This window comes from Pseudomonas sp. LM13 (assembly GCF_041381355.1).
In the GTDB taxonomy this organism is placed as follows: domain Bacteria; phylum Pseudomonadota; class Gammaproteobacteria; order Pseudomonadales; family Pseudomonadaceae; genus Stutzerimonas; species Stutzerimonas frequens.
The window spans coordinates 1-23,998 of the sequence record NZ_JACBXH010000050.1 but is presented as its reverse complement, the minus strand read 5'-3'; the positions used below and the strand labels follow the sequence as shown (position 1 = coordinate 23,998).

Annotated in this window: 18 protein-coding genes and 1 pseudogene; 8 read left to right on the top strand and 11 right to left on the bottom strand. The window is 63.7% G+C overall.

Translation table 11 applies throughout. The features are described from left to right. Positions 1-43: 43 nt before the first annotated feature. The 3 genes from HZR81_RS21185 to HZR81_RS21175 all read right to left on the bottom strand — a co-directional run bounded on the left by HZR81_RS21185 (position 44) and on the right by HZR81_RS21175 (position 3,575). A complete protein-coding gene (locus HZR81_RS21185; RefSeq protein WP_063540590.1) occupies positions 44-1,633 on the bottom strand; it encodes an ABC-F family ATPase in 1,590 nt (529 codons plus the stop codon). A 34-nt stretch (positions 1,634-1,667) separates the two neighbouring features. Beyond that, positions 1,668-2,834 carry a tyrosine-type recombinase/integrase gene (locus tag HZR81_RS21180; protein WP_500129195.1) on the bottom strand — a complete coding sequence of 389 codons (1,167 nt, stop codon included), beginning with the start codon at positions 2,832-2,834 and terminating at the stop codon, positions 1,668-1,670. 159 nt (positions 2,835-2,993) lie between these two features. Continuing rightward, on the bottom strand, positions 2,994-3,575 hold the full coding sequence (locus tag HZR81_RS21175) for a replication protein (protein ID WP_500129194.1): 582 nt from the start codon (positions 3,573-3,575) through the stop codon (positions 2,994-2,996). Positions 3,576-3,926: 351 nt separating this feature from the next. On the opposite strand from HZR81_RS21175, the gene HZR81_RS21170 reads away from it, so the two are divergent. Beyond that, the gene (locus tag HZR81_RS21170) at positions 3,927-7,679 is read left to right on the top strand and encodes a phage tail length tape measure family protein (protein ID WP_500129193.1); all 3,753 of its coding nucleotides are present in this window, start codon (positions 3,927-3,929) and stop codon (positions 7,677-7,679) included. On the opposite strand, the pseudogene HZR81_RS21165 reads toward HZR81_RS21170, so the two are convergent. Further along, positions 7,652-8,113 (bottom strand): annotated as a pseudogene (locus HZR81_RS21165) (FAD-dependent oxidoreductase); the annotation flags it as partial. The gene HZR81_RS21170 and the pseudogene HZR81_RS21165 sit on opposite strands and share 28 nt — an antisense overlap. 121 nt (positions 8,114-8,234) lie before the next feature. Between HZR81_RS21165 and HZR81_RS21160 the strand changes: the two are divergent. Both HZR81_RS21160 and zapE read left to right on the top strand, forming a co-directional pair. Beyond that, complete coding sequence (locus HZR81_RS21160; protein ID WP_500129192.1) at positions 8,235-9,143, top strand: LysR family transcriptional regulator; 909 nt, start codon at positions 8,235-8,237, stop codon at positions 9,141-9,143. A 41-nt stretch (positions 9,144-9,184) separates the two neighbouring features. Continuing rightward, positions 9,185-10,318 carry a cell division protein ZapE gene (zapE, locus tag HZR81_RS21155; protein ID WP_500129191.1) on the top strand — a complete coding sequence of 378 codons (1,134 nt, stop codon included), beginning with the start codon at positions 9,185-9,187 and terminating at the stop codon, positions 10,316-10,318. On the opposite strand, the gene HZR81_RS21150 is transcribed toward zapE, so the two are convergent. Continuing rightward, positions 10,306-10,584, bottom strand: coding sequence for a peptidylprolyl isomerase (locus HZR81_RS21150; RefSeq protein ID WP_011913333.1), 279 nt, complete (start codon positions 10,582-10,584; stop codon positions 10,306-10,308). The two genes, zapE and HZR81_RS21150, sit on opposite strands and share 13 nt — an antisense overlap. Positions 10,585-10,812: 228 nt before the next feature. On the opposite strand from HZR81_RS21150, the gene HZR81_RS21145 reads away from it, so the two are divergent. The 4 genes from HZR81_RS21145 (at position 10,813) to gntR (ending at position 15,376) form a co-directional block, all read left to right on the top strand. Further along, a complete protein-coding gene (locus HZR81_RS21145; RefSeq protein WP_500129196.1) occupies positions 10,813-11,892 on the top strand; it encodes a gluconokinase, GntK/IdnK-type in 1,080 nt (359 codons plus the stop codon). Between the two features lie 50 nt (positions 11,893-11,942). Continuing rightward, on the top strand, positions 11,943-13,220 hold the full coding sequence (locus HZR81_RS21140; RefSeq protein ID WP_500129190.1) for a TRAP transporter large permease: 1,278 nt from the start codon (positions 11,943-11,945) through the stop codon (positions 13,218-13,220). A 61-nt stretch (positions 13,221-13,281) separates the two neighbouring features. Beyond that, on the top strand, positions 13,282-14,298 hold the full coding sequence (locus tag HZR81_RS21135; RefSeq protein WP_500129189.1) for a TRAP transporter substrate-binding protein: 1,017 nt from the start codon (positions 13,282-13,284) through the stop codon (positions 14,296-14,298). A 58-nt stretch (positions 14,299-14,356) separates the two neighbouring features. Continuing rightward, positions 14,357-15,376, top strand: coding sequence for an HTH-type transcriptional regulator GntR (gntR, locus tag HZR81_RS21130; protein WP_500129188.1), 1,020 nt, complete (start codon positions 14,357-14,359; stop codon positions 15,374-15,376). Between the two features lie 24 nt (positions 15,377-15,400). On the opposite strand, the gene HZR81_RS21125 is transcribed toward gntR, so the two are convergent. Beyond that, on the bottom strand, positions 15,401-16,312 hold the full coding sequence (locus HZR81_RS21125; RefSeq protein WP_011913327.1) for a LysR family transcriptional regulator: 912 nt from the start codon (positions 16,310-16,312) through the stop codon (positions 15,401-15,403). A 145-nt stretch (positions 16,313-16,457) separates the two neighbouring features. Between HZR81_RS21125 and HZR81_RS21120 the strand changes: the two genes are divergently transcribed. Then, positions 16,458-17,684 (top strand): acyl-CoA dehydrogenase, encoded by a 1,227-nt coding sequence (locus HZR81_RS21120; RefSeq protein ID WP_013982861.1) that lies wholly within the window; start codon positions 16,458-16,460, stop codon positions 17,682-17,684. Positions 17,685-17,860: 176 nt separating this feature from the next. On the opposite strand, the gene xylB is transcribed toward HZR81_RS21120, so the two are convergent. The 5 genes from xylB to HZR81_RS21095 form a co-directional block, all read right to left on the bottom strand. Next, entirely contained in the window at positions 17,861-19,384 is a 1,524-nt protein-coding gene (gene xylB / locus HZR81_RS21115) for a xylulokinase (protein WP_500129187.1), read from the bottom strand. Positions 19,385-19,394: 10 nt separating this feature from the next. Beyond that, the gene (locus HZR81_RS21110) at positions 19,395-20,873 is read right to left on the bottom strand and encodes a mannitol dehydrogenase family protein (RefSeq protein WP_500129186.1); all 1,479 of its coding nucleotides are present in this window, start codon (positions 20,871-20,873) and stop codon (positions 19,395-19,397) included. A 106-nt stretch (positions 20,874-20,979) separates the two neighbouring features. Beyond that, complete coding sequence (locus HZR81_RS21105; protein WP_500129185.1) at positions 20,980-22,083, bottom strand: ABC transporter ATP-binding protein; 1,104 nt, start codon at positions 22,081-22,083, stop codon at positions 20,980-20,982. 38 nt (positions 22,084-22,121) lie between these two features. After that, positions 22,122-22,955 carry a carbohydrate ABC transporter permease gene (locus HZR81_RS21100; RefSeq protein ID WP_011913322.1) on the bottom strand — a complete coding sequence of 278 codons (834 nt, stop codon included), beginning with the start codon at positions 22,953-22,955 and terminating at the stop codon, positions 22,122-22,124. A 10-nt stretch (positions 22,956-22,965) separates the two neighbouring features. After that, complete coding sequence (locus tag HZR81_RS21095) at positions 22,966-23,910, bottom strand: carbohydrate ABC transporter permease (RefSeq protein ID WP_079328669.1); 945 nt, start codon at positions 23,908-23,910, stop codon at positions 22,966-22,968. Positions 23,911-23,998: the final 88 nt, after the last annotated feature.

The window sequence follows — 23,998 nt, the reverse complement described above, 5'->3', positions numbered from 1 at the left end:
CTCGCGCGGATGCGGGGCTTTTTTTTTCATGCGCGAGGCGGTTTCAAACAAGCACGCCCTGGCTGCGCAGATAGTCGTCGTAGCTGCCGCTGAAGTCGGTCACGCCGTTCTCCGACAATTCGATGATGCGCGTGGCCAGGGAGCTGACGAACTCGCGGTCGTGGCTGACGAAGATCAGCGTGCCCGGGTAGTTCTCGAGTGCCAGGTTGAGTGCCTCAATGGATTCCATGTCCAGGTGGTTGGTTGGTTCGTCCATCACCAGCACGTTGGGCTTCTTCAGGATCAGCTTGCCGAACAGCATGCGGCCCTGTTCGCCACCGGAGATCACCTTGACCGATTTCTTTATCTCGTCGTTGGAGAACAGCATGCGGCCCAACGTGCCGCGCACCAGTTGCTCGCCACCCTGGGTCCACTGGCCCATCCAGTCGAAGAGGGTGACGTCGTCCTCGAAGTCCTCGGCGTGGTCTTGGGCGAAATAGCCCACGTCGGCACTTTCGGTCCATTTCACTTCACCGGACATGGGTGGCAATTCACCGACCAGAGTACGCAGCAGGGTGGTCTTGCCGATGCCGTTCGGACCGATGATGGCCACGCGCTCGCCGGCCTCGACCTGCAGATTCAGGTTCTGGAACAGTGGCGTGCCGTCATAGCCCTGACTGATGCGCTCCAGGGTGACCGCCTGGCGATGCAGCTTCTTGTACTGCTCGAAACGGATGAACGGGCTGACGCGACTGGACGGCTTCACTTCGTCGAGCTGGATCTTGTCGATCAGCTTCGCGCGGCTGGTGGCCTGCTTGGCCTTGGAGGCGTTGGCCGAGAAGCGGCTGACGAAGGTCTGCAGTTCGGCGATCTGCGCCTTCTTCTTGGCGTTGTCCGAGAGCAGGCGTTCACGGGCCTGGGTCGCGGCGGTCATGTATTCGTCGTAGTTGCCCGGGAACAGGCGTAGCTCGCCGTAATCCAGATCGGCCATGTGGGTGCACACCGAGTTCAGGAAGTGGCGGTCGTGGGAAATGATGATCATGGTGCTGTTGCGCGCCGTGAGAATCGCTTCCAGCCAGCGGATGGTGTTGATGTCCAGGTGGTTGGTCGGTTCGTCCAGCAACAGCACTTCCGGGTCGGAGAACAGCGCCTGGGCCAGCAGTACGCGCAGCTTCCAGCCGGGCGCCACGGCACTCATCGGGCCGAAATGCTGATCGAGCGGGATGCCGAGGCCGAGCAGCAGCTCGCCGGCGCGCGATTCGGCGGTGTAGCCGTCGAACTCGGCGAATTGCACCTCCAGCTCGGCGACCGCCATGCCGTCTTCCTCGCTCATTTCCGGCAGCGAGTAGATGCGGTCGCGCTCGGCCTTCACCTTCCACAGCTCGGTGTGACCCATGATCACCGTGTCGATCACGCTGAAGTCTTCATAGGCGAACTGATCCTGGCGCAGCTTGCCCAGACGCACGTTGGGCTCGAGCATCACCTGGCCGGCCGATGGCTCCAGCTCGCCACCGAGGATCTTCATGAAGGTCGACTTGCCGCAGCCATTGGCGCCGATGAGACCGTAGCGGTTGCCACCGCCGAACTTGACGGAAACGTTTTCGAACAGCGGCTTGGCACCGAACTGCATGGTGATGTTGGCGGTAGAAATCAAGAGGCTTTATCTCGCGGGTTTCAGAGGTGTGGTGCTACGCTTGGGGCACTTTTGGGGCAAACTGTAATTTGCGCATCTCGGCCCAATCGCCTTCGCCGTCGATCCAGCGGGCATACCGAGACAGCAAAATCTGTATCGAATGGCCGAGCTGCTTGGCGATGAATGCCGGTGTCATTCCGGCCATCAGGCACATGGTTGCGTAGGTGTGGCGCGCATTGTACGGGGGCCGGTAGCGAATACCCAGCGCCTTTAGCGTCGGGCGCCACTGGTGATGCAGGTCACTCGTCTGCTGGATGAACTGAGAGCTCTTGCTCGGCGGAAAGCAGAACGGGAAGTCAGTCAGCCTACCGGAGCCGGCCGCGCGCCGCTCGGCGTACTGCTTGGCGAACAGAAGGGCATGAACCGCCCGGTCATTCAGCAGGACAAACCTATCCTTCTTGGTCTTCGTCCGCTCGACGACCTTCTTCTTTGCTACGGACCTGCAGACGTGGACCGTACGCCTCTTCAAATCGACCTCTTCCCAGCGAAGGGCGGCGATCTCTCCTAACCGCATGCCGGTATAGAAGGCGAACTCAAAGAACGCCGCGTATATCTGGCTTGGCCAATGCTCCGTTTCGTAAAGCCTCGCAATGATCCTGTCCGACTCATCCTGCGTAAACGGGTCGACCTTCGCCTCCGTCCGCGTCGGGATGTCCAGCGCCTGGATCGGGTTCTCTGCAATCAGCCTGTCCGAAACCGCTGACTCAAGAATGGTGCTCAGCTTGTTCATGGCGTTGGCCTTCACGCCGTCCGAGGTCCATGGGATTTGAACGACGAGCTCGCGCATGAAGGCGGTCGTCAGGTTGGGAAGGGGAGTTGTGGCCAGGTACGGCATCCACCAGACATTGAGCACTGACTTGTAGTTGTCGCGCGTGCCTTCCGAGATCGATCGGCTGTCGAGCCAGACCTGGGCGTACTGCCCGAACCCGCGCGAAACGCTTGATACGGCGTTCGGCGAGCCGGGGAAGAGCTCGGCATACTTACGCTCGTCGAAGATGCCGTGCTTGATCTGCTGGACTACTTGATCGCGTAGACGGGATGCAGCGGCAATGCCCGCTTGCGTCGGGGGGAGGGCGAGGGTTTCTGAGCATCGCTTTCCGTTCCAGCTAAATCGGATGCGGATCGTATTGTTGCGTAGCTCAACTCCGGTGGGCAGTGCCATAGGCTTTCTTGCCATTCTTCGTACCTTGATCGGCTGTAGTAGATTCGTCCATTGATGCGATTCCAGACGCCCTCGGGAATCTGGTTCCGGCTTCGCCTGCCTTCTAGGGCTCGATCGGTTGTGCCGAGTATCATGGCCATCTGCTGTTCGGTCACCTTGTCAGGGAACCACTCCGGCAGATTTCGCCCACTTGGTGATCAGGTCAGAGCTGACTTCGAAGTCTTCGCCGTTGAACGAAACCCCAGAGGTTTTTTCAATCGGGGTGATGTCGCCCCCTTGGGGGGCAGTAATCTGTTCCGAAGGAACAGTTACTAGGGGTTCTTTCTTAGAATAAAGAAGGGAGTCGTCGGTTTTGGTCTGACTCGCAATCGAGATGACCTTGTCGTTTTGGTCCGAGTCGGCTCTGTTGGTCTGATTCGGACCTTCTACGAATACCCATTCTTTCGGATCACACAGGCCAATATCGCCACGCGCACCGCCCTCACGGAAGATCACGCGACGCTTCAGGAGGCGGCTGATTGCCTTGGAAACAACGTCCGGGTGGATATGGGTTGCCTTCGACACAGCGGCTGCTGTGATGCGTACCGGGCCGGCCTGGAAGTTGATGGTTGTCTTGGCGACGAACAGAGCGACCTTCAGCTCACGCGCTGGCAGATCGATCGCCATCAAGGCATCCATGATGCTGTTGTCCATCCGGGTGAACCCCCGTTGGGTGTTGCCAATCTGAATAACGTTTGTCATGATTCGTCCTGTATGTTGTTGCTGTTGAAGAAGCCACCCTCGTCCGGTGGCTTTTTTATTGGTCCTTTTCAGGCCCTCGCTTCCTTGCCCTGATTAGGGCTAGGTCTGTTACTTCTGCTGCTACCAGTCGGCTTCTAACTGCCTTATGGTTCTCGGCGATCATCTTCAGGATTTGCCCTGCTGCGTCCTCGACCGACTGCCCCAGGCCGTTCGCCATCTCCCGCAGGAACCTCCGTTCCTCGTCGTCAAACTCCCCCAACTCAATCAGCTCACCCACAAACTTCCCCTGCTCAGTGCCTCTAAACGGCGGTACGCTGCTCGGTAGTGGCAGACTGCCCCTTAGCCTCGCGGATGAACTCTTTAATCAAGTGGCGGGCTAACACGGCTGCCATCCAGCAGGGCGGCCAGGTGCGCGACTCGTTCGGCGGCATTGGCGCAGCGGCGCGCGCAGCAATCAGCGCAATCAATCCGCTCACGGCCGCTATTGGCGTTGCGGCTGCATCCATCGGCACGCTTGTCTATGCCTACCAGGGCGGGCAGGGCGAGGCGCTGGCCTTCAATCGCGCCCTGACCCTGACCGGCAACGCTGCCGGGACCAGTGTCGATGTTTTGATGGAGACCGCCTCGGCGCTGGATCAGGTTTCCGGCACCCAGCGCCAAGCCGCAGCCGCACTGGCTGAAATCGTCGCAACCGGCAAGATCGCCTCCGATCAGTTCGCCAACGTCGCCGCGGCTGCGATGGCGATGGAGCAAGCCACCGGCAAGGCCGTTGCCGATACTGTCAAAGAGTTCGCCGCGCTGGCGGACGAGCCGGCCGCAGCCTCTGCGAAGCTGAACCAGCAGTACAACTACCTGACTGCTTCGGTGTACAAGCAGATCGCCGCCCTTGAGCAGCAGGGCGACAAGCTCGGCGCCGCAAAGCTGGCGATGGAGGAATACGGCAAAGCCGCCAAGGAGCGCTCGGACGATATTGAGCAGAGCCTCGGCTACATTGACCGCGCACTGAATGGCCTAAAGGCCGGCTGGCGGGAAATGTGGGATGCCGCCTTTGATATCGGTCGCCCGGAGACGCTGGAAGAAAAGCTGGCTGACGTAGAGCAGGCCATCAACCAGCGCAAGAACAACATTTATGTCGGCTCGGTCTTCGATTGGGGGCCGAGCGCGGAAGAGCTAGAGCGGCAGCGCCAGGGCATTCAGCTGTCCATTCAGCAGCGCGACCTGGACGCGGCGTTTATATCCCTGCGCGCCCAAAATGCCCAACAGGAGATCAAGGCAGCCGAAGAAGAGCGCAAGGCGACCGAGCAGCTCGACAAATCCTACGACTCGATGCTCGCCAGCCTCCGGCAGACAACCGCGCTGCATGGTCAGGCGTCAGAAGTCGCTCGCGTGCGCTATGCGACCGAACATGGCGAGCTGAGCAAGCTCACCGAAGCGCAGAAAGCCGCGCTACTTGTCGCAGCACAAGAGGCGGACGCCAAAGAGGCTGCCGCCGAGGCGGGGCGCAAGAGCGCGGCATCTCTGCGCGAGCAGAAAAGCGCCCTAGATGCCCTGATCGCCAAATACGATCCCGCCGCCAAGGCCCAGGCTGAGTACGAAAAAGGCATCGAGCTTGCCGACGAGGCGCTGAAGAACAACACCTACACCACAGAGCAATACCAGAAGGTCGTTCAGGGTCTGTATACCGACCTGAACAAGCCGATCTGGGACAAGCAGAATGAAGCGTCGGACAAGGCCAAGGAAGCATTAAAAAAGCTCGACGACCAGCTCGAGTCTGTGCGGGATCGTTTGGACCCGGTACGCGCAGCCACCAAGCGGCTGACGGCCGAAAAAGAACTACTGAAAGAAGCGCTCGACAAGGGCCGTATTTCGTTCGAGGAATACACCCAAAGCGTTGCGCTGCTTGACAAGGAGTACGACGAGAACACCCGCGCCACCTCCGAATGGGCCAAGTGGACCGAAGGCGCGCTAGACCGCGTTGACGGTGCATTCGCCGACGCCTGGCGCAACATCGGGGACGGGTTCAGCTCGTTCCGCGACTCGCTGACCAACGCCTTCAAGCAGATGCTGGCCGAACTGGCTCACATGGCCATTACCCGGCCGATTGTGATGCAGATCGGCGCTGCGCTGGGCATTGGTGGGGGCGCTGGGCAGGCAGTCAGTATGCTCGGCGGTTCGGCAGGATCGGGCGGAATGGATGTGTTCGGCCTGCTCAAGAACGGCTACAGCATAGCCAACTCCGGTTTCGGCCAGGCGGTCGCGCAGGGCTGGGGCAATGGCGGCTTCAGTGGCGCCATCTCCAACGGCTGGAACTATGGCAGCAACGCGCTCAGCTCGTTCTTTGGTGGGTCATCCTCCGGGGCGATGGTGGATGGTGTCTATCAGCTCGGCGCCAACACGATGCCCGCAACTGTCGATCTGATCGGCAATACGGTGAGCCAGGGCGGCAACATTATAGGTACTGCCTCAGGCGCGACTACAACCGCGACTACTTGGGGCAGCGCCGCCACTGGCCTCGGCTCGATCATGGGAGGACTATCCGGCGCCTACATGGGATACCAGAACTCCGGCGTAAAGGGGGCTGTTGCCGGCGGCCTCGGTGGCTGGGGCGGCGGCACGCTTGGCACGATGGCAGGCGCTGCTGCTGCCAGTGCGCTGTCGGGTACGGCCATGGGCGCAGCCCTGGGGTCGGTGCTGCCTGGTATCGGCACTGTCATCGGCGCCGCTCTGGGTGCGGCGTTCGGCTCCAAGCTGTTCGGTGGCGCGTGGGAAACCAAGGATGCCGGCTTAGCATTCAGCGTAACGGATGGCGATTTCCTCGGCCAGCAGTACGAATACCAGAAGAAAAAGGGCGGCCTGTTCAGTTCGAACAAAAAGCGCACGCGGTATAGCGCGCTTGACGAAGCGACAGCCGCCCGGTTTCAGGAAGTGTTCGCTTCTACCGAAGCCACTGTCTCGTCACTGTTCGAGTCGCTGAGCTACACGCTAGACGAAGGCTCTCTGGACGGCCTGCAACTGGCCAGAGAGAAAATTAGCACCAAGGGCAAAACCGAGGAGGAAATCCAGCAGGCCATTGCTGAATGGTTCGGCTCCGCTGCCGATGCCATGACGGCTGAACTCAACCGCGTGTTCGCCACAGGACTCGACCTCGACCTGGCGGGCATGCAGGCATTCGTCGGCAACCTCACGGGCGTGAACGAGGTGCTGCGTTATCTCGACGTTGAGATGTACGACGCGAGCGTTGCGGGCGGCAAGCTGGCCGAGGCGCTGTCGGCTGCGGCTGGCGGGCTTGAGGTGCTGGCGACCAACTCTCAGACCTACTATGCCGCATTTTTCAGCGAGGCGGAGAAGGTCGAAGACACCATCGACTCCATCAAGCGGACGTTCGAGTCTGCAGACGTGGAGCTGGCGTCATCCCGCGAGGCTTACCGGGCAATGGTCGAGGATATCGACCTGACGACGGAGGCCGGGCAGGAAATGTTCTCCACGCTCATGCAGCTGAGTGGCCAGGCTGCCCAGTACTACGACATTCTGGAGCAACAGGGCGCTGCGCTGATTGGCGTGGCTGGCTCTGCCTATGCGGCGCTGCAGCGGTCCATTGCCGCCCAGCAGCGAGAGCTGCAGGCGGCCTACAGCGCGCGGGTTGGCTCGCTTAACGACATGGCCGCAGCGGCCTCGTCAAACCTGTCCGGAATGACAGGTATTGCCAACTCGCTAGATGCGGCACTCAAGCGCCTGCGCGGCACATCTGACGATGCCGTGCGGATGTTGCGTGCGCAGGCGGTGATGACGCTCAACAGCGCGCTGGTCACGGCGCGGGCGGGCGGCTCTCTGGCTGGTTTCGAGGGCCTGCAGGATGCGCTCGACGTTGCATCGCAAATGGACACTGCGATGTACGGCTCGCTTGAAGATTTCGAGCGCGAGCAGGGCCGCACCGCGAACCTGGTTGCCGAGTTGGAGAAGGTCAACGGCAAGCAGCTCACGACCGAGGAGCGCCTGCTCGAAACCGTGCAGGATCAGCTCGCCGCAGCCCAGGCGCAGTACGAAGCCGACATGGCCGGCCTGGATGCTCAACTGGCCGCTGCGCCCTTGTGCAAGCTGTGCTGATCGCGATAGATCACGAGCTTGCCGTTGGCGCGCCAGGCGAAGCCGTCCAGCTGGTCCTGCTCGCGCCAGCTGCGCAGGATCTGCTGGCTATGCAGGGCGAGCCGCAGCAAGTGAGCCGCGTTGCGCCGGTTGACCGAGCGTCGGCATGCCAGCAGGAAGCGTAGGCAACAGCGCCACTGATGCAGGCTCGCCCGCGGTCGGAAGCGCAGCGGGGCATCGGCTCCGCGCAGCATCCAGCCAATCGCCTGCAGCGGCACGCCGGCATCGGCCAGGGGCGAAACGTAGCGATAGCTGAGCTGCCCGCCATTGGCGAAGCTGGTTTCCAGAGCGACACCGTCGCGCCGTTCGATCAGCTCGACATTGTGCCCCTGGCGCACCAGTGAATAGGCGGTGGCAAGCCCGATAACGCCTGCGCCGATGACTGCTACCCGCATGCAACTGCTCCTCCGACTCGTTCAGCGCAGCCTAGGCCGCGTGTTAGCGAGGCGGCCAATGAAAGGATGGAGCGTTCCCATAACCTGCGGTTATGCTCGATTGACTGAAGGGGGGACATGCATGCGGTTGCGTCATATCGAACTGTTCCAGGCGATCCTGCAAACTGGCAGCCTGACGGCCGCGGCCGAGCTGCTGCATATCTCCCAGCCGGCGGCGAGCAAGATTCTCAAGCATGCCGAGCAACAACTGGGCTTTGCGCTATTTGACCGGGTGCGCGGCAAGCTGCAGCCCACCGCCGAGGCGCGGGTGTTGCAGCAGCAGACCGAACGCCTCGCCATCGACCTGCAGAATCTGCGGCGGCTTGCAGATAGCCTCGGCCGGGGCGAGGAGTGCGCATTGCGCCTGATCTGCACGCCGGCCTTGGCTCAAGCACTGCTGCCACAGGCGTTGCGCGCCTGGCGCGAGCGATTTCCACGTACGGTCTGTCAGCTCGCCACGCAGCACACGGCGGAGATCGTCGAGGCCCTGTTGCTGCGTGAAGCCGATCTCGGACTGACGTCACAGGCGGTGGAGCATCCGGGACTGAGCAGCCAGCTACTGGCCGAGGGGCGCATGCGCGTGATCGCTCCGCCCGGCTGGTGGCAGCCGGTTGAACTGCACAGCCCACTGCGGCTGCAGGACTTGGCGAGTAAAGCGCTGATCGGCATCGATGCCCGCGATGCGCTGGGCAGCCTGTTGCGCGGCCACATCGAGGAGCTCGATCCGCCGCCGCACGTCGTTACCTGGGTACAGACCTATCAGCTGGCGCGACAGCTGGTGTCCGCGGGGCAGGGCGTGGCGCTGGTCGATCCGTTCACCGCGCTGGCGGCTACCGGCGGCGAGGTGCAGACCCGTCTGCTCGAGCCCGCCGTCAGCGTGCCGGTCTATGCGTTGACCCGCGTTCACGAGCAGCCGCTACCGGCGCAGGCGATGTTGCTGGAGCAGCTCCGCACCCAGGCCGAGCGACTGCTGCAGGATGGGCACAACTGAGCGGTCGCGCGCTACCATGGCGGCTTTTGCGCCGGACGATCATGCACGCCGACTCGCCCCTTGAACGCTACCAGCAGGCAATCGCACAAGACGGTTTCGTTGCCGATGCGGCTCAACAGCGCGCCGTTGCACGGCTTCAGGCCTGTCAAGAGGCGCTGCTTTCAGGTGCGGAGCTGCCGCTTGGCGTCTACCTATGGGGACCGGTCGGGCGCGGCAAGACCTGGCTGATGGACCTGTTTCACGCAAGCCTGACGGTTCCGTCGCGGCGGCAGCATTTCCACCATTTCATGCGCTGGGTGCATATCCAGCTGTTCCAGCTCAACGGCACGGCCGATCCGTTGCAGGCCCTGGCCAGAGAACTTTCGCAAGAGATTCGCGTGCTCTGCTTCGACGAGCTGTTCGTCGGCGACATCGGCGACGCGATCATCCTGGGGCGCCTGTTCCAGGTGCTCTTCGAGCACGGCGTGGTGATCGTCGCGACCTCCAACCAGCCACCGGAGCAGCTGTATGCCGATGGCTTCAACCGCGAGCGCTTTCTGCCGGCGATCGACGCCATCGTGCAACACATGCAGGTGGTGGATGTGGATGGTGGCGCTGATCACCGCCTGCGTCCCGGCGCTGCGCTGCAGCGCTACTGGATCGCCCCGCCCGACGGCGGCAGCGCCCTGGTCGCGACGTTCGAGGCGCTGTCCGATGGAGCGGTCAGCACCGAGCCACTCGCCCTCAGCAGTCGGCAGCTCGACGTCGTGCGGCGTAGCGAATCGGTGTTCTGGTGTCGCTTCGCCGACCTTTGCGAGCAGCCGTTCTCGGCGCTGGACTTCATCGAGCTGTGCGATCGCCATACGGCGATCCTGATCGGTGACGTGCCGCGGCTCGGTGGCACGCAGCGCGATGGGCGCATCGCCCGCGGCACCGAGGATGGGGCGGCGCGGGTGGCAGCCGGGGACCGCCAGCTACCACGGCTCTCCGCGCGGGACGATGCGGTGCGACGCTTCATCGCCCTGGTCGACGAGTGCTACGACCGGCGGATTCCGCTGTATATCGAAGCCGAGGTGGCCCTGGACGAGCTGTATACCGAGGGGTATCTGGCGTTCCCGTTCCGCCGCACGCTGAGCCGGCTGCGGGAGATGCAGCTGCAGCGCTTCGGCCACGGGCATCTGAGTCAGTCGCGGTAGAACACCTGCACCAGGTGATAGCCGAACTGGCTCTTTACCGGGCCATGCACCTCACGCAGCGGCTTCTTGAAGATCACCTGATCGATGCTGCGCACCATCTGCCCAGGGCGCACTTCGCCGAGGTCGCCGCCTTTCTTGCCGGACGGGCAGGTCGAATACTTGCGGGCCAGCACGTCGAACGCCTCGCCGTTAGCCAGGCGCTTCTTCAGCTGCGCGGCTTCGGCTTCGGTCTTGACCAGAATGTGGCGGGCCATGGCTTTGGGCATGTCGCTGTCCTCATGCATTGAGGGGCGCGATTGTAGTCGCCTTGCCGCGCTTGTCGATCGTCCAGCCGTTGCGCTGTCGGCACTGGGTCTGGTCAGGCGCGACGAGCGGTAGTTTTATCTGTATGTTTGATAGCGCTAACATCCGGCCAAACAAGCACAACAACGACGGATTTCTTCATGCCTTCAAAGCAGCCTTCCCGGGCTACCGCGTTGCCGGTCCTGGTTGTCATGGGCGTCAGCGGTTCGGGCAAGACCGATACCAGCCACGCCGTCGCCGACGCGCTCGGCCTGCCGCACATCGAGGCGGATAACTTTCACCCTGCGGAAAACGTCGCGCGTATGCGTGCCGGTACACCGTTGTCCGATACCGACCGCGTGCAATGGCTGCACGCCCTGGTCGGCGAGATGCAGCGCACGCTCGATAGCGGCAGTGGCTTCGTCCTGGCCTGCTCGGCGCTCAAGCGCAGCTATCGTGAGCTCTTGCGCAGTGCCGTCCCGGGACTGCGCTTCGCCCATCTGGCCATCGATTACGACACCGCGGTGCAGCGCGTCGGTGCGCGACCGGGGCACTTCATGCCGATCTCCCTGGTCGACAGCCAGTTCGCCACCCTCGAATCGCCCGAGGGTGAGCCAGGCGTGTTGACCGTAGATGCCAGTCAGCCCCGCGACGTGGTGTTGCTGCAAATCGTCGAATGGATGCGCGGCGCCGATCTGGATGAACTGATCGAGTCCCGCGTCGATCTTTCCGCGCGTCCGTTTGATAGCGCTACCACGGCGCCACCGCTGACCAATGTGCCGATCTACAGCGGCGCGTTGGCGCAGCGTTTCGACCGCCTGACCGACTGGCTGATGGCCGCGCTGATGGCCTTTATGGTCATCGTGGTGTTTTCCAGCGTGGTGCTGCGTTACGCCTTCGGCACCGGCTGGACGGGTGCCGAGGAACTGTCACGGCTGGCATTCGTCTGGCTGGTGTTCGTCGGCGTCGCTTCGAGCATGCGCCGCGGCGAGCTGATGAGCTTCTCCATGCTGCGCGACCGCTTCCCGCGGCTGTTCCGCCGCGTCGTCGACTCCCTCAGCTGGCTGCTGGTGGCTGCTGCGAGCGGCCTTGCGGCCTGGGGTGGCTGGAACCAGATGCAGTTTGGCTGGACCATCAACAGCCCGGTAGTCGGTTACCCGCTGGGCCTGGCAATGCTTCCGGTAGCGGCGAGCATGCTGGCCATGGCTGTACTGGCGCTGGTGCAGCTGGTGAATGTCTGGCGGCGCGACCAGCCAGCGGCGGCAGCCACCGCGAACATCACGGCGGACTGAGCGATGCCGCATTCAGAACAATACGGGCACTGCCCAACCGAGGACCTTTCATGACCGTCGTCGTCTTCCTCTCTTCGTTGCTGGGCTTCATGACGCTTGGCATGCCCATCGCCTTCGCACTGCTGCTCACCGGCTCGGTGCTGATGTGGTACCTGGATTTCTGGGACGTGCAGCTGCTCGCGCAGAACCTGCAGGCTGGCGCTGACAGCTTCCCGCTGCTGGCGGTGCCGTTTTTCATCCTGGCCGGCGAACTGATGAATGCCGGCGGCATCTCGCGGCGCATCATCGCCATGGCGCAGGCCTATTTCGGCCACAAGCGTGGCGGCCTGGGTTACGTGGCGATTGCCGCTTCGGTGCTGTTGGCGAGCATGTCCGGCTCGGCGCTGGCCGATACCGCCGCGCTGGCGACGCTGCTGCTGCCGATGATGCGCGAGCGCGGCTACCCGCTGAGCTCGTCGTCGGGCCTGGTGGCGGCGGGCGGGATCATCGCCCCGATCATTCCGCCGTCGATGCCGTTCGTGATCTACGGCGTGGTGACCGGCACGTCGATCAGCCAGCTGTTTCTCGCCGGCATGGTGCCGGGGCTGATCATGGGCATGGGCCTGATCGTCGCCTGGACGCTGATCGCCCGGCGGATCGACGAACCGAAGCAGGAAAAGGCCAGCGGTGCCGTTCGCCGCCGCGTGCTAGTCGACGGGGCGGCGGCGCTGATGCTGCCGGTGATCATCGTTGGCGGGCTGCGTGGCGGCCTGTTCACCCCGACCGAAGCGGCGGTGGTCGCCGCCGTCTATGCTCTGGCCGTTTCGACCCTGCTGTATCGCGAACTGACCTGGGCCGGGCTGGTCGAGGTGCTCACGCGTGCCAGCCGCACCACGGCGTCGGTGATGTTTCTCTGCGCCGCGGCGACGGTATCGGCGTACATGATCACCCTGGCCCAGCTGCCCGACGAGATCGCGGCGATGCTCGGTCCGCTGGCGCAGGACCCGAAGCTGCTGATGGTCGCCATCATGCTGCTGATGATCGCTGTCGGCATGGTGCTGGACCTGACCCCGACCATTCTGATCCTCGGTCCGGTGCTGGCGCCGATCGCGATCAAGGCCGGCATCGATCCGGTGTATTTCGGCGTGATGTTCGTGCTGATCGGCTCCATCGGACTGATCACACCACCGGTAGGCACGGTGCTCAACGTGGTCGGTGGCATCGGCCGGCTGCGCATGGAAACCCTGGTGCGTGGCGTGATGCCGTTCTTCCTTATCTATCTGGTCATCGTCGGGCTGCTCATCGCCGTGCCCTCGATTATCACCGTACCCCTGGCCTGGCTGCGGTAACGCCGGTCGTCCAACCAAGCGCTCAACAACCCAACATCCAACAACAAGAAGGTATCCCGACATGAAACGACTCCTCATCAGCACCCTGACTGCCGCCTTGCTCGGCAGCACGCTCAGCCTCGGTCAGGTTCAGGCAGCGGACGACATCCGCCCGCGCATGATCCGCTTCGGCTACGGGCTCAACGAAGACAGTAACCAGGGCAGGGCGGCCAAGCTGCTGGCCGAGGAAGTGGCCAAGGCTTCGGGCGGCAAGCTGAAGGTGCGTACCTTCGCGTCCGCCAGCCTCGGTTCGGACGACCAGATGCAGAACGCGCTGATCGGCGGCGCGCAGGAGATGATGGTCGGCTCGACCGCGACGCTGGTCGGCATCAGCAAGGAAATGGCGGTGTGGGATACGCCGTTCCTGTTCACCGATCCGCGCCAGGCTGATCAGGTATTGGACGGTCCGGTGGGCCGGCAGGTCATGGACAAGCTGGAAGAGAAAGGTCTGGTCGGACTGGTGTATTGGGAGAACGGTTTTCGCAATGTGACCAACAGCGCCCGGCCGATCGAGAAGCTTGAGGACTTCGAGGGCATCAAGCTGCGCGTGATGCCCAATCCGGTGTTCATCGACACCTTCAAGCGCATGGGCGCCAATGCGGTGCCGCTGCCGTTCTCCGAACTGTTCACCGCGCTGGAAACCAAGGCGGTCGACGGCCAGGAAAACCCCTACAACACCATCCTCTCGTCCAAGTTCTATGAGGTGCAGAAGTACCTGAGCGTGACTAATCACGTCTACAGCCCCTGGATCGTCACGGTGTCCAAGCGCTGGTGGGACGGGCTGTCCGCGACCGAGCAGGGCATCCTCATGGACGCTGCGGAAAAGGCCCGCGATGCCGAGCGCGAGGACACCCGTCGCGAGGCCAGCCAGGCGCTGGCGGCGCTGAAGGAACGTGGCATGCAGATCAACGAGGTCAGTCCCGATGAGATCCAGCGCATGCGTGAGCAGGCGCAGCCGGCGATCCAGACGGTGATCGATGCGGTCGGCCAGGACCTGTTCGATCAGGTGCAGGCCGAAGTGGAAAAGGCCGCACCTTAGGAGGCGCCCCCGGAATGCCCGCTGCTAGAATCCGCCGCTTTCGACCAATGGAACGCGCATGACCACACGCCGACGCCGCTCTGCCGAGCGGGTAACCCTTTCGGATGTCGCGCGCAGCGCCGGTTGCTCGCTGATGTCGGCATCCCGCGCGCTGTCGCAACCGGATCTGGTTTCCGACGCGCTGCGCGAGCGTGTCGAGCAGGCGGTCAAGGCGCTTGGCTACGTGCCGCATCCGGCGGCGCGCAGCCTGGCCAGTTCGCGTTCCAATCTGGTGGCGGTGATCATCCCCTCGCTGTCCAACGCGGTGTTCGTCGACACCGTCGAGGCTATCCAGCGCGTGCTGATGCCGGCGGGTTACGAAATGATGATCGGCGTCAGCCACTACCGGCCCAAAGAGGACGAGCGGCTGCTGCGTGCCTATCTGGCGCATCAGCCGGCCGGCTTGCTGATCACCGGGTTCGAGCGCAGCGATGCCGCCCGTGCGGTGCTCGCTAATTACACTGCGCCGATGGTCACCCTGATGGAGCTGAGCGAGCGGCCGGACGACTACTGCGTAGGCTTCTCGCAACTGGAAGCTGGCGCGGCCATGACCCGCACCTTGCTCGAGCGCGGCTACCGTCACGTCGCCTTCGCCGCCGCGCAGCTCGACCCTCGGACCCTGCAACGCGCCGAAGGCTACCGTCAGGCCATGCGCCAGGCGGGTCGCTATGAGCCAACTCTGGAATTGCTGACGCCGCAGCTGTCGTCCATTGGGCTTGGCGCGGAGCTGCTGGATCGGCTGCTGGCGCAGCACTCGCAGATCGACGCAGTGTTCTTCAACAACGACGACCTGGCCCTCGGGGCGCTGTTTCGCGCCCATCAGCTGGGGCTCGACGTGCCGGGGCGTTTGGCGATTGCCGGTTTCAACGACCTGCCGGCCGCGGCCTGGATGCATCCGGCGCTGAGCACGGTGCGCACCCGGCGTGGCGAGATCGGCGAGCTGGCGGCGCAGATGCTGCTGAGCCTGATGCGAGGTCAGCAGCCTGCCGAGCGTTGTATCGATGTGGGTTTCGAAGTGGTGATGCGCGACAGCGCCTGAGGCGGGCTTTCACCCGCCAGCGCGTCAAAGATCCTGCTGCGCGGTGACCTGCTGGGCGATCTCGATCATCTGCTCGCGCATCCAGCGGTTGGCCGGGTCCTGATCGGTGCTTTCATGCCAATAGATGTGGGTTTCCAGCGGCATGATGTCCACCGGCAGATCGACCTGATGCAGGTTGTGGCGCCGGGCGAAACGCTCGGGAACGGTCACCGCCATGTCGGTCTGGTCGATCACCTGGGTCGCCATCAGGTAGTGCTGTGAGCGCAGGGCGATCTTGCGCTGCAGGCCCATCTTGCCCAACGCCAGATCCACCAGACCAAGCCCGCTGCGGCGGCTGGAAATATGGATGTGCGACAGCGACAGGTACTGCTCCAGAGTGAGCTTGTCCTTGGCCAGCGGGTGGCCGCGGCGCATGGCGCAGATGTAGCGATCTTCCAGCAGTTTGACGTGGCGCACCTGCGGGTCGGTATTGAGCGGTGCATCCATGGCGAAATCCAGGCGGCCGGCAGCCAGTTCCTTGGTGGTTTCGCGGCGCTTGGCCAGCATGCTCTCGATCTTCACGTTCGGCGCCAGGCGACGCAGGCGCTGGAACAGCGGCGGCAGCATCACCGCCTCGGTGAGGTCGGTCATGCTGATGCGGAAGGTCTTGTTTGCCTGCGCCGGGCTGAAGGTGCGGCTTTCCTGCACCGATACCCGCAGCAGCTGCAGCGCATTGCGCACCGGCCCGATGATGTTCTGCGCCATCGGCGTCGGCACCATGCCCTGGGCGGTGCGCACGAAGAGCGGATCGTTGAACGTCTCGCGCAAGCGGGCGAGGGCGTTGGAAACGGCGGGCTGGGTGATGCCGACGATCTGCCCGGCACGTGTGAGGTTCGCTTCGGTGTAGATGGCGTCGAAAACGATGAATAGATTCAGATCGACCTTGTTCAGGTTCATTGTTGTGCTCTCCGGCGTGTATCGGATTCGCCGATCATATATCGGTGATGAATGTTTATACACGAGGAAAATAGCTTAGATAAATCACCAAGCCTCCTCTAGCATTCAAAACTACAAAACATTACCTGCCAGAAGGTTGTCGCCCATGAATTTCGCCTACTCCCCGAAGGTTCAAGAGCTGAGAGAGCGCGTGCAAGCGTTCATGGATGCTCATGTCTATCCCGCCGAAAAGGTGTTCTACCAGCAGGTCGCCGAGGGTGACCGCTGGCAGCCGACCGCTATCGTCGAGGAACTCAAGGCCAAGGCCAAGGCAGAGGGGCTGTGGAATCTGTTCCTGCCGGAATCGGAACTGGGCGCCGGCCTGACCAACACCGAATACGCACCGCTGGCGGAAATCATGGGCAGCTCGGGCCTCGGCCCGGAAGCGTTCAACTGCTCGGCGCCGGATACCGGCAACATGGAAGTGCTGGTGCGCTACGGCAGCGAGGCGCAGAAGCGCGAGTGGCTGGAACCGTTGCTGCGCGGCGAAATCCGTTCGGCCTTCGGCATGACCGAGCCGGGCGTGGCTTCGTCCGACGCCACCAACATGGAGGCCCGCGCGGTGCGTGAGGGTGACGAGTGGGTCATCAACGGGCGCAAGTGGTGGACTTCGGGCGCCTGCGACCCGCGCTGCAAGATCATGATCTTCATGGGCCTGACCAACCCGGATGCACCGCGCCATGCCCAGCACTCGATGATCCTGGTGCCGATGGATACCCCCGGCGTCAAGGTGCTGCGGCCGTTGCCGGTGTTCGGTTACGACGACGCCCCGCACGGCCACGCGGAAGTGTTGCTGGAAAACGTGCGGGTACCGTACGAGAACGTCATCCTCGGTGAAGGCCGCGGCTTCGAGATCGCCCAGGGCCGTCTTGGGCCGGGCCGCATCCACCATTGCATGCGCTCGATCGGTGTCGCCGAGCGCGCGTTGAAGCTGATGTGCGAACGCGCCGTCAGCCGCACCGCCTTCGGCAAGCCGCTGGCGCGTCTGGGCGCTAACTTCGACCACATCGCCGAATGCCGCATCGAGATCAACATGGCGCGCCTGCTGACGCTGAACGCGGCGTACATGATGGACACCGTGGGCAACAAGATCGCCGCCAGCGAGATCGCGCAGATCAAAGTGGTCGCACCCAACGTGGCGCTGAAAGTCATCGATCGCGCCATCCAGATCCACGGTGGCGCCGGGGTTTCCGAGGACTTCCCGCTGGCGCACTGGTGGGCGATGCAGCGTACCCTGCGCCTGGCCGATGGCCCGGACGAGGTGCATCGGGTGGCCATTGCCCGTCACGAGCTGGGCAAGTACGTGCCGCGCGAGGCGCTGCGTAGCCGCTAAGCCGTCCGCTATCGGGCAACAGCTGAAAGCAAGGCCACGTGAGTGGCTTTGCTTTTTTTTATGCGCTGTTATCAGTGCGGCATAGCGAGAAGTCGTTAAAACAAGCTTGCCGCCACGAGGGCCCGTTTTTTAGGAGCGGGCTCTGCCTGCGAACGGTGCCTCCGCTCCCGGCGCGCTTATGGCGCCACAGTGCGCAGATCCGGCGGCGTTTGTTGACCATGGGTGTCGATGACCAGCTGTCGATAGCGCCGATAGGCCTGTTCATAAGCCCGAGCCGATTCCGCCTGCGGCTCGACCGCTGTGCCTTCATCGACCCGCACGCAGCGCGCGCACAGCGCCGCGAGGCTGGCGATGGGGTTGCTCTGTCGTGCATGGCACCACGCCGCCTGTATCGCGCCGCCCAGCGCCGCCGCTTCGCTGTGGGTGGTACAGACCACCGGGGTTTCCATCATGTCGGCGACTATCTGGCGCCACAGTGGATTCTTCGCGCCGCCGCCGATCAGCTGGATGCGCTCGCTGCGGATGCCGCTTTCACGCAGCAAGTCCAGGCCATAGCGCAGGCCGAAGGTCACGCCCTCGACAACGGCCCGGCAGAGGTTTGCGCGGGTGAGGTTTTCCGTGGTCAGGCCGTGCAGGCTGGCACTGGCCTGGGGCAGGGCGGGGACGCGCTCGCCGTTGAGGAAAGGCAGCAGGGTGACGCCGTCACAGCCGATTGGCGCCTGCGCTACGAGTGCGTTGAACGATTCGAGATCGAGCTGCAGCAGGTCGCGGATCGCGGCGTTAGCGTTGGTCAGGTTCATGGTGCAGATCAATGGCAGCCAGCCTCCACTGGACGAGCAGAAGGTGGCGACTGCTGGCTGGGGGCTGATGCGCGGCGTGTCCGAATAGGCATAGAGCGTGCCGGAGGTGCCCAGGCTCATGGTGATGGCGCCGGGGCGGATGTTGCCGGTGCCGATGGCGCCCATCATGTTGTCGCCGCCGCCACTGGATACGATGGCGTCAGGGTTCAGCCCGAGCTGTCCGGCGATTTCCGGACGCAGCCGGCCCACGGCTTTGTCCGGTGCGATCAGCTCGGGCAGTGCCGCCTCCAGCCGACCGCTCGGGTCGATATGGCGCAGGATGCTGAGGTCCCACTCACGGGTTCGTACGTTGAAATAGCCGGTACCGGACGCATCGCCGTACTCGGCGCAGGCGCGCCCGGTGAGCCAATGATTCAGGTAATCGTGCGGCAGCAGGATGTGCGCAATCTGCTCGAAGCGTGCGGGTTGCTGCGCCTTCATCCACAAGAGTTTCGAGACGGTATAGCCCGGCGCGATGACCACGCCCAGGCGCTCGAGCGACCCCTGTTCCCCGCCCAGCCAGTCGAGCAGCGCGGCGTTTTGTGCAGCCGATTCCGTGTCGCACCAGAGCTTGGCCGGGCGCAGCACCTGGCCGTCGCGGTCGAGCGTGACCAGGCCGTGTTGCTGCCCGGACACACCGATGCCCAGCACCTCGCGACCGTCTACTCCGGCCTCGGTTAGGGCGGCTCTCGTCGCGGTGGCGAACGCGGTTGTCCATTGCGTGACGTCCTGCTCGCGGCGGCCATTGGCGCCGCTGATGAGCGTGTGCGCCGCCGAGCCCTGGCCCAGCACGCGCCCGCTGGCGGCGTCGAGCAGCAGCGCTTTGGTGCCCTGGGTGCCGCAGTCGATGCCGAGGTACATGGGGTTGTCCTCAGCGTGTCAGCAATAGATCAAGGGTGCCGCTCACCCCCAGCGTGCGCAGTTGCAGCAGGTTGCGCTCGAAGGCATCGCGGAAGGCGAGCGAACACGGAATCTGCGTGCCGAAGATCTCCTCGCGCCCCAGCAGGCGTTCGGCGAGACCTTCATCGTCTTCGACCAGCGATTGACAGAGCCCGGCGCGCGGGTCGGGAATGCTGTACGAATCTCCATTCTCGTCGACGCCTTTGAGGTACAGCGCCCAGGCAGCGACGACCAGCGCCGCGCGGTCCAGCTCGGCGTTATCGACGATCAGGCGGTTGATGGTCGGCACGCTGAACTTGGGAAACTTCGACGAGCCGTCGGAGCACACCCGCTCCAGCTGGTCGGCGATGGCGCAGTTGGAGAAGCGCTCGATCAGGGTCTGCTTGTAGCGGGCGAGATCGATGCCTGGCACGGGAGCCAGTTGCGGAGTGACGTCCTCGTCCATGTAGCGGCGGATGTACTCGACGAACAGCGGATCGGCCATGGTTTCGTGGACGAAGCGATAACCGCGCAGGAAGCCCAGGTAGGTCAGCGCGAGGTGGCTGCCGTTGAGCAGCTTGATCTTCATCTCCTCATAAGGGGTGACGTCGTCGGTGAACTGCACGCCGACCTTCTCCCACGCTGGCCGGCCGGCGACGAACCTGTCTTCCAGCACCCATTGCACGAAGGGTTCGCAGACCACCGGCCAGGCGTCGTCTATGCCGTGCTGCTGCCTTTGGTCCTTGCGGTGCGCGGCGCTGGTCATCGGCGTGATCCGGTCGACCATGGCGTTGGGGAAGCTGACGTTGTGCTCGATCCAGCCGGCCAGCTCGACATCCACCAGTTTGGCGAAGGCCTGGGTTGCCTTGCGGGTCACGTCACCGTTGTGAGGCAGGTTATCGCAGGACATCACCGTAAAAGGCCCAGTGCCTTCGCCCCGGCGCCGGGCGAGCGCCGCGCAGAGCAGGCCGAAGACGCTGATCGGCGCCCGTGGATTGGCCAGGTCATGCTGGATAGATGGCAGCGCGGCGTTGAACTCGCCGGTGCTGTCGTCCAGGCAATAGCCGCCCTCGGTGATGGTCAGCGAGACGATGCGAATCGCCGGATCGGCCAGGCGGGCAACCACCGCCTCGGACCCATCCTCGCCCACCAGCAGCATGTCGCGAATGCTGCCGATCACCCGGACCTTGGTGTCAGGCCGGTCGTCGAGCTCGACCAGGGTGTAGAGATAGTCTTGCGCGGCCAGTGCGTCGCGCATCGAGCGTTCCTCGGCACGTGTGCCGATGCCGCAGATGCCCCATTCTAGCCCCTCGCCGGTGTTCATCAGCGCATCGGTGTAGGCCGCCTGGTGGGCGCGGTGAAAACCACCTACGCCGATGTGGGCGATGCCGGTGGTGACCTCGGCCAGGCGGTAGTCGGGGCGCGCGATAGGGGCCGGCAGCTGTGGCAGATTCGCTTCTTTCAACTTCATCTTGGGCCTCGCTGGGCTTGAATGTGGAAAAGCCGGGGGCGGGATCGCTGCCATTGCGGGCGCAGCGATCTGCCGGTAAGTCAGGGATCGGGTGGCTATGGGTCGGTCAGGCCGCCTGTTGCAGCGGCTGGCCGACCGCCTGACCGCTGCTGTCGAAGAGGTGGCAATGGGCGGCCTCCAGCGTCAGCGACAGCGACTCGCCGTAGCGCGGGGTGAAGTCGCCACGAATGCGCATGGTCAGCTGCTCGCCGTTGCCGGTGACGACGTGGCAATAGGTGTCGCTGCCCAGCCGTTCACTGACGTCGGCTTTCACGCTCAACTGGCAGTCGCCTTCGCTGCCACGGTTGAGGTGCTCCGGGCGGATGCCGAGGGTGACCGGATCGCCCGCCTTCAGCGTGGCGCCGCTCACCGGCAGGAACAGGCGACAACCGGCGTCGAGCTCGACTTCGCAGCCGCTGGCTTCGACACGGCTTGCGCGGCCGTTGAGAAAGCCCATCTTCGGCGTGCCGAGAAAGCCCGCGACGAAGAGGTTGGCCGGATGGTGATAGAGCTCCATGGGCGAGCCGACCTGCTCGATTCGCCCGCCGTTGAGCACCACCACCTTGTCGGCCAGGGTCATGGCCTCGACCTGATCATGGGTCACGTAGATCATCGTGGCCTGCAGTTCCTGGTGCAGGCGCGAAAGCTCCAGGCGCATCTGCACGCGCAGCGCGGCATCGAGGTTGGACAGCGGCTCATCGAAGAGAAACACCTTGGGGTTGCGCACGATGGCGCGGCCGATGGCGACGCGCTGGCGCTGGCCGCCGGACAGTTGCCGTGGCTTGCGTTCGAGCAGCGGTTCCAGCTCCAGGGTGCGCGCGGCGGCTTCGATCTTGCGCGCCACTTCCTGCTTGTCGGCGCCGGCCAGGTCCAGGGCGAAGGACATGTTCTTGCGCACCGTCATGTGCGGGTAGAGCGCGTAGGTCTGGAACACCATGGCCAGGTCGCGCTTGGCCGGGCTGACATCGGTGATGTCGCGCCCGTCCAGTTCGATCCGCCCGCTGCTGACCTCCTCGAGCCCGGCGATCAGGCGCAGCAGGGTGGACTTGCCACAGCCGGAGGGGCCGACGAAGACGACGAATTCGCGGTCGCGGATGTCCAGGTCGATGCCCTTGATGATCTCGTTGCCGTCGAAGCCTTTCTTCAGGTTGTGGATCTTCAGGTCTGCCATGTTCGAATCCTCTGTTGTTCTTGATTGTCAGGCGGCGCTCATTTCACGGCGCCGAACGACAGGCCGCGCACCAGCTGCTTCTGGCTGATCCAGCCGAAGATCAGGATGGGGGCGCAGGCGAGGGTGGAGACAGCCGAGAGCTTGGCCCAGAACAGGCCTTCGGGGCTGGAGTAGGAGGCGATCAGCGCGGTCAGCGGCGCGGCGTTGGACGAGGTCAGGTTCAGCGACCAGAAGGCTTCGTTCCAGCACAGGATCAGCGACAGCAACATGGTCGAGGCGAGCCCGCCCTTGCTGATCGGCAGGAGCACGCGAAGCATCTCCTGCAGCAGCGTGGCGCCGTCCATGCGGGCCGCTTCGAGGATGTCGCGGGGGATGTCCTTGAAGTAGGTGTAGATCATCCACACCAGGATCGGCAGGTTGATCAGCGTGTAGATGATGATCAGCACCGCGCGGCTGTCGAGCAGGCCGAACTGCTTGGCCAGCAGGTAGATCGGCACCAGCACGCCCACCGGCGGCAGCATCTTGGTCGAGAGCATCCAGAGCAGCGTGCCCTTGGTGCGCTTGGTCTCGTAGAAGGCCATCGAATACGCAGCGGGAATGGCGATCAGCATGCCCAGCGCGGTCGCGCCGAAGGAAATGGTCACCGAGTTCCAGGCGTACTTGAAGTAGCCGCTGCGGTCCTGGATGTGCAGGTAGTTTTCCAGCGTCGGCGTGAAGATGAACTGCGGCGGCGTGGCGAAGGCGTCGATCTCGGTCTTCAGGCTGGTCAGCAGCATCCAGAAGATCGGGAAGAACAGCAGCAGCGCCACGGCCCAGGCGAACAGCCCGACCACCAGGGTGTTGAGGCGGCGACTTTGTTTGAGCGTCAGCATCGGTCTGTCCTCAATATTTCTCGGTGAGATTCTTGCCGAGCATCCGCACCAGAATGATCGCCGCGATGTTGGCGATCACCACCGCGATCAGGCCGCCGGCCGAAGCCATGCCGACATCGAACTGCAGCAGTGCCTGGTTGTAGATCAGGTACGCGAGGTTGGTGGATGCGTAGCCGGGACCACCGCTGGTGGTGGTGAAGATCTCGGCGAATACCGAAAGCAGGAAAATGGTCTCGATCATCACCACCACGGCGATGGGGCGGGCCAGGTGGGGCAAGGTCAGGTGCCAGAAGATGGCGATGGGGCCGGCACCATCGAGGCGGGCGGCTTCCTTCTGTTCCTGATCGAGGGACTGCATGGCCGTCATCAGGATCAGGATCGCGAAGGGCAGCCACTGCCAGGACACGATGATCACGATGGACGCCAGCGGATGCTGTGCGAGCCAGTCCACCGGCTGTGCGCCGAAGAACTTCCATACTGCCGCGAGAATGCCCGAGACCGGGTGATAGATGAGGTTCTTCCAGACCAGGGCGCTGACGGTCGGCATGATGAAGAACGGCGAGATCAGCAGCACGCGGACGATCCCGCGCCCGGCGAAGTCCGCTGCCTCCAGCAATGCCGAGATGAGCACGCCGAGTACCACGCTGATCAGCAGCACGCTGCCGACCAGGATCAGGGTGTTGGTCATGCCCGGGATGAAGCCGGCATCGGTCAGGAAGTAGTGGAAGTTCTCCAGCCCGACGAAATCCTTTTCGCCCGGATAGAGCAGGTTGTAGCGCACGAGCGAGAAGTACAGGGTCATCGCCAGTGGAACCAGCATCCACAGCAGCAACAGCACGACCGAAGGGCTGACCAGGAACCAGCTCGGGGCCAACCTCGGCCGGCGGCGCTCGGCAGGTTGTGGTGATGCGTTGCTCGCAGGGGCCTTGGGCAAGGCAGTCGTGGTGGTCGCCATGATGATGCTCCGGCTGAAGAGGGGCCGATGAGGGCTCGCGGAGCCCTCGCGGGTTTACGCCTTCACGGGACGTGCGGCTGGTCTACTT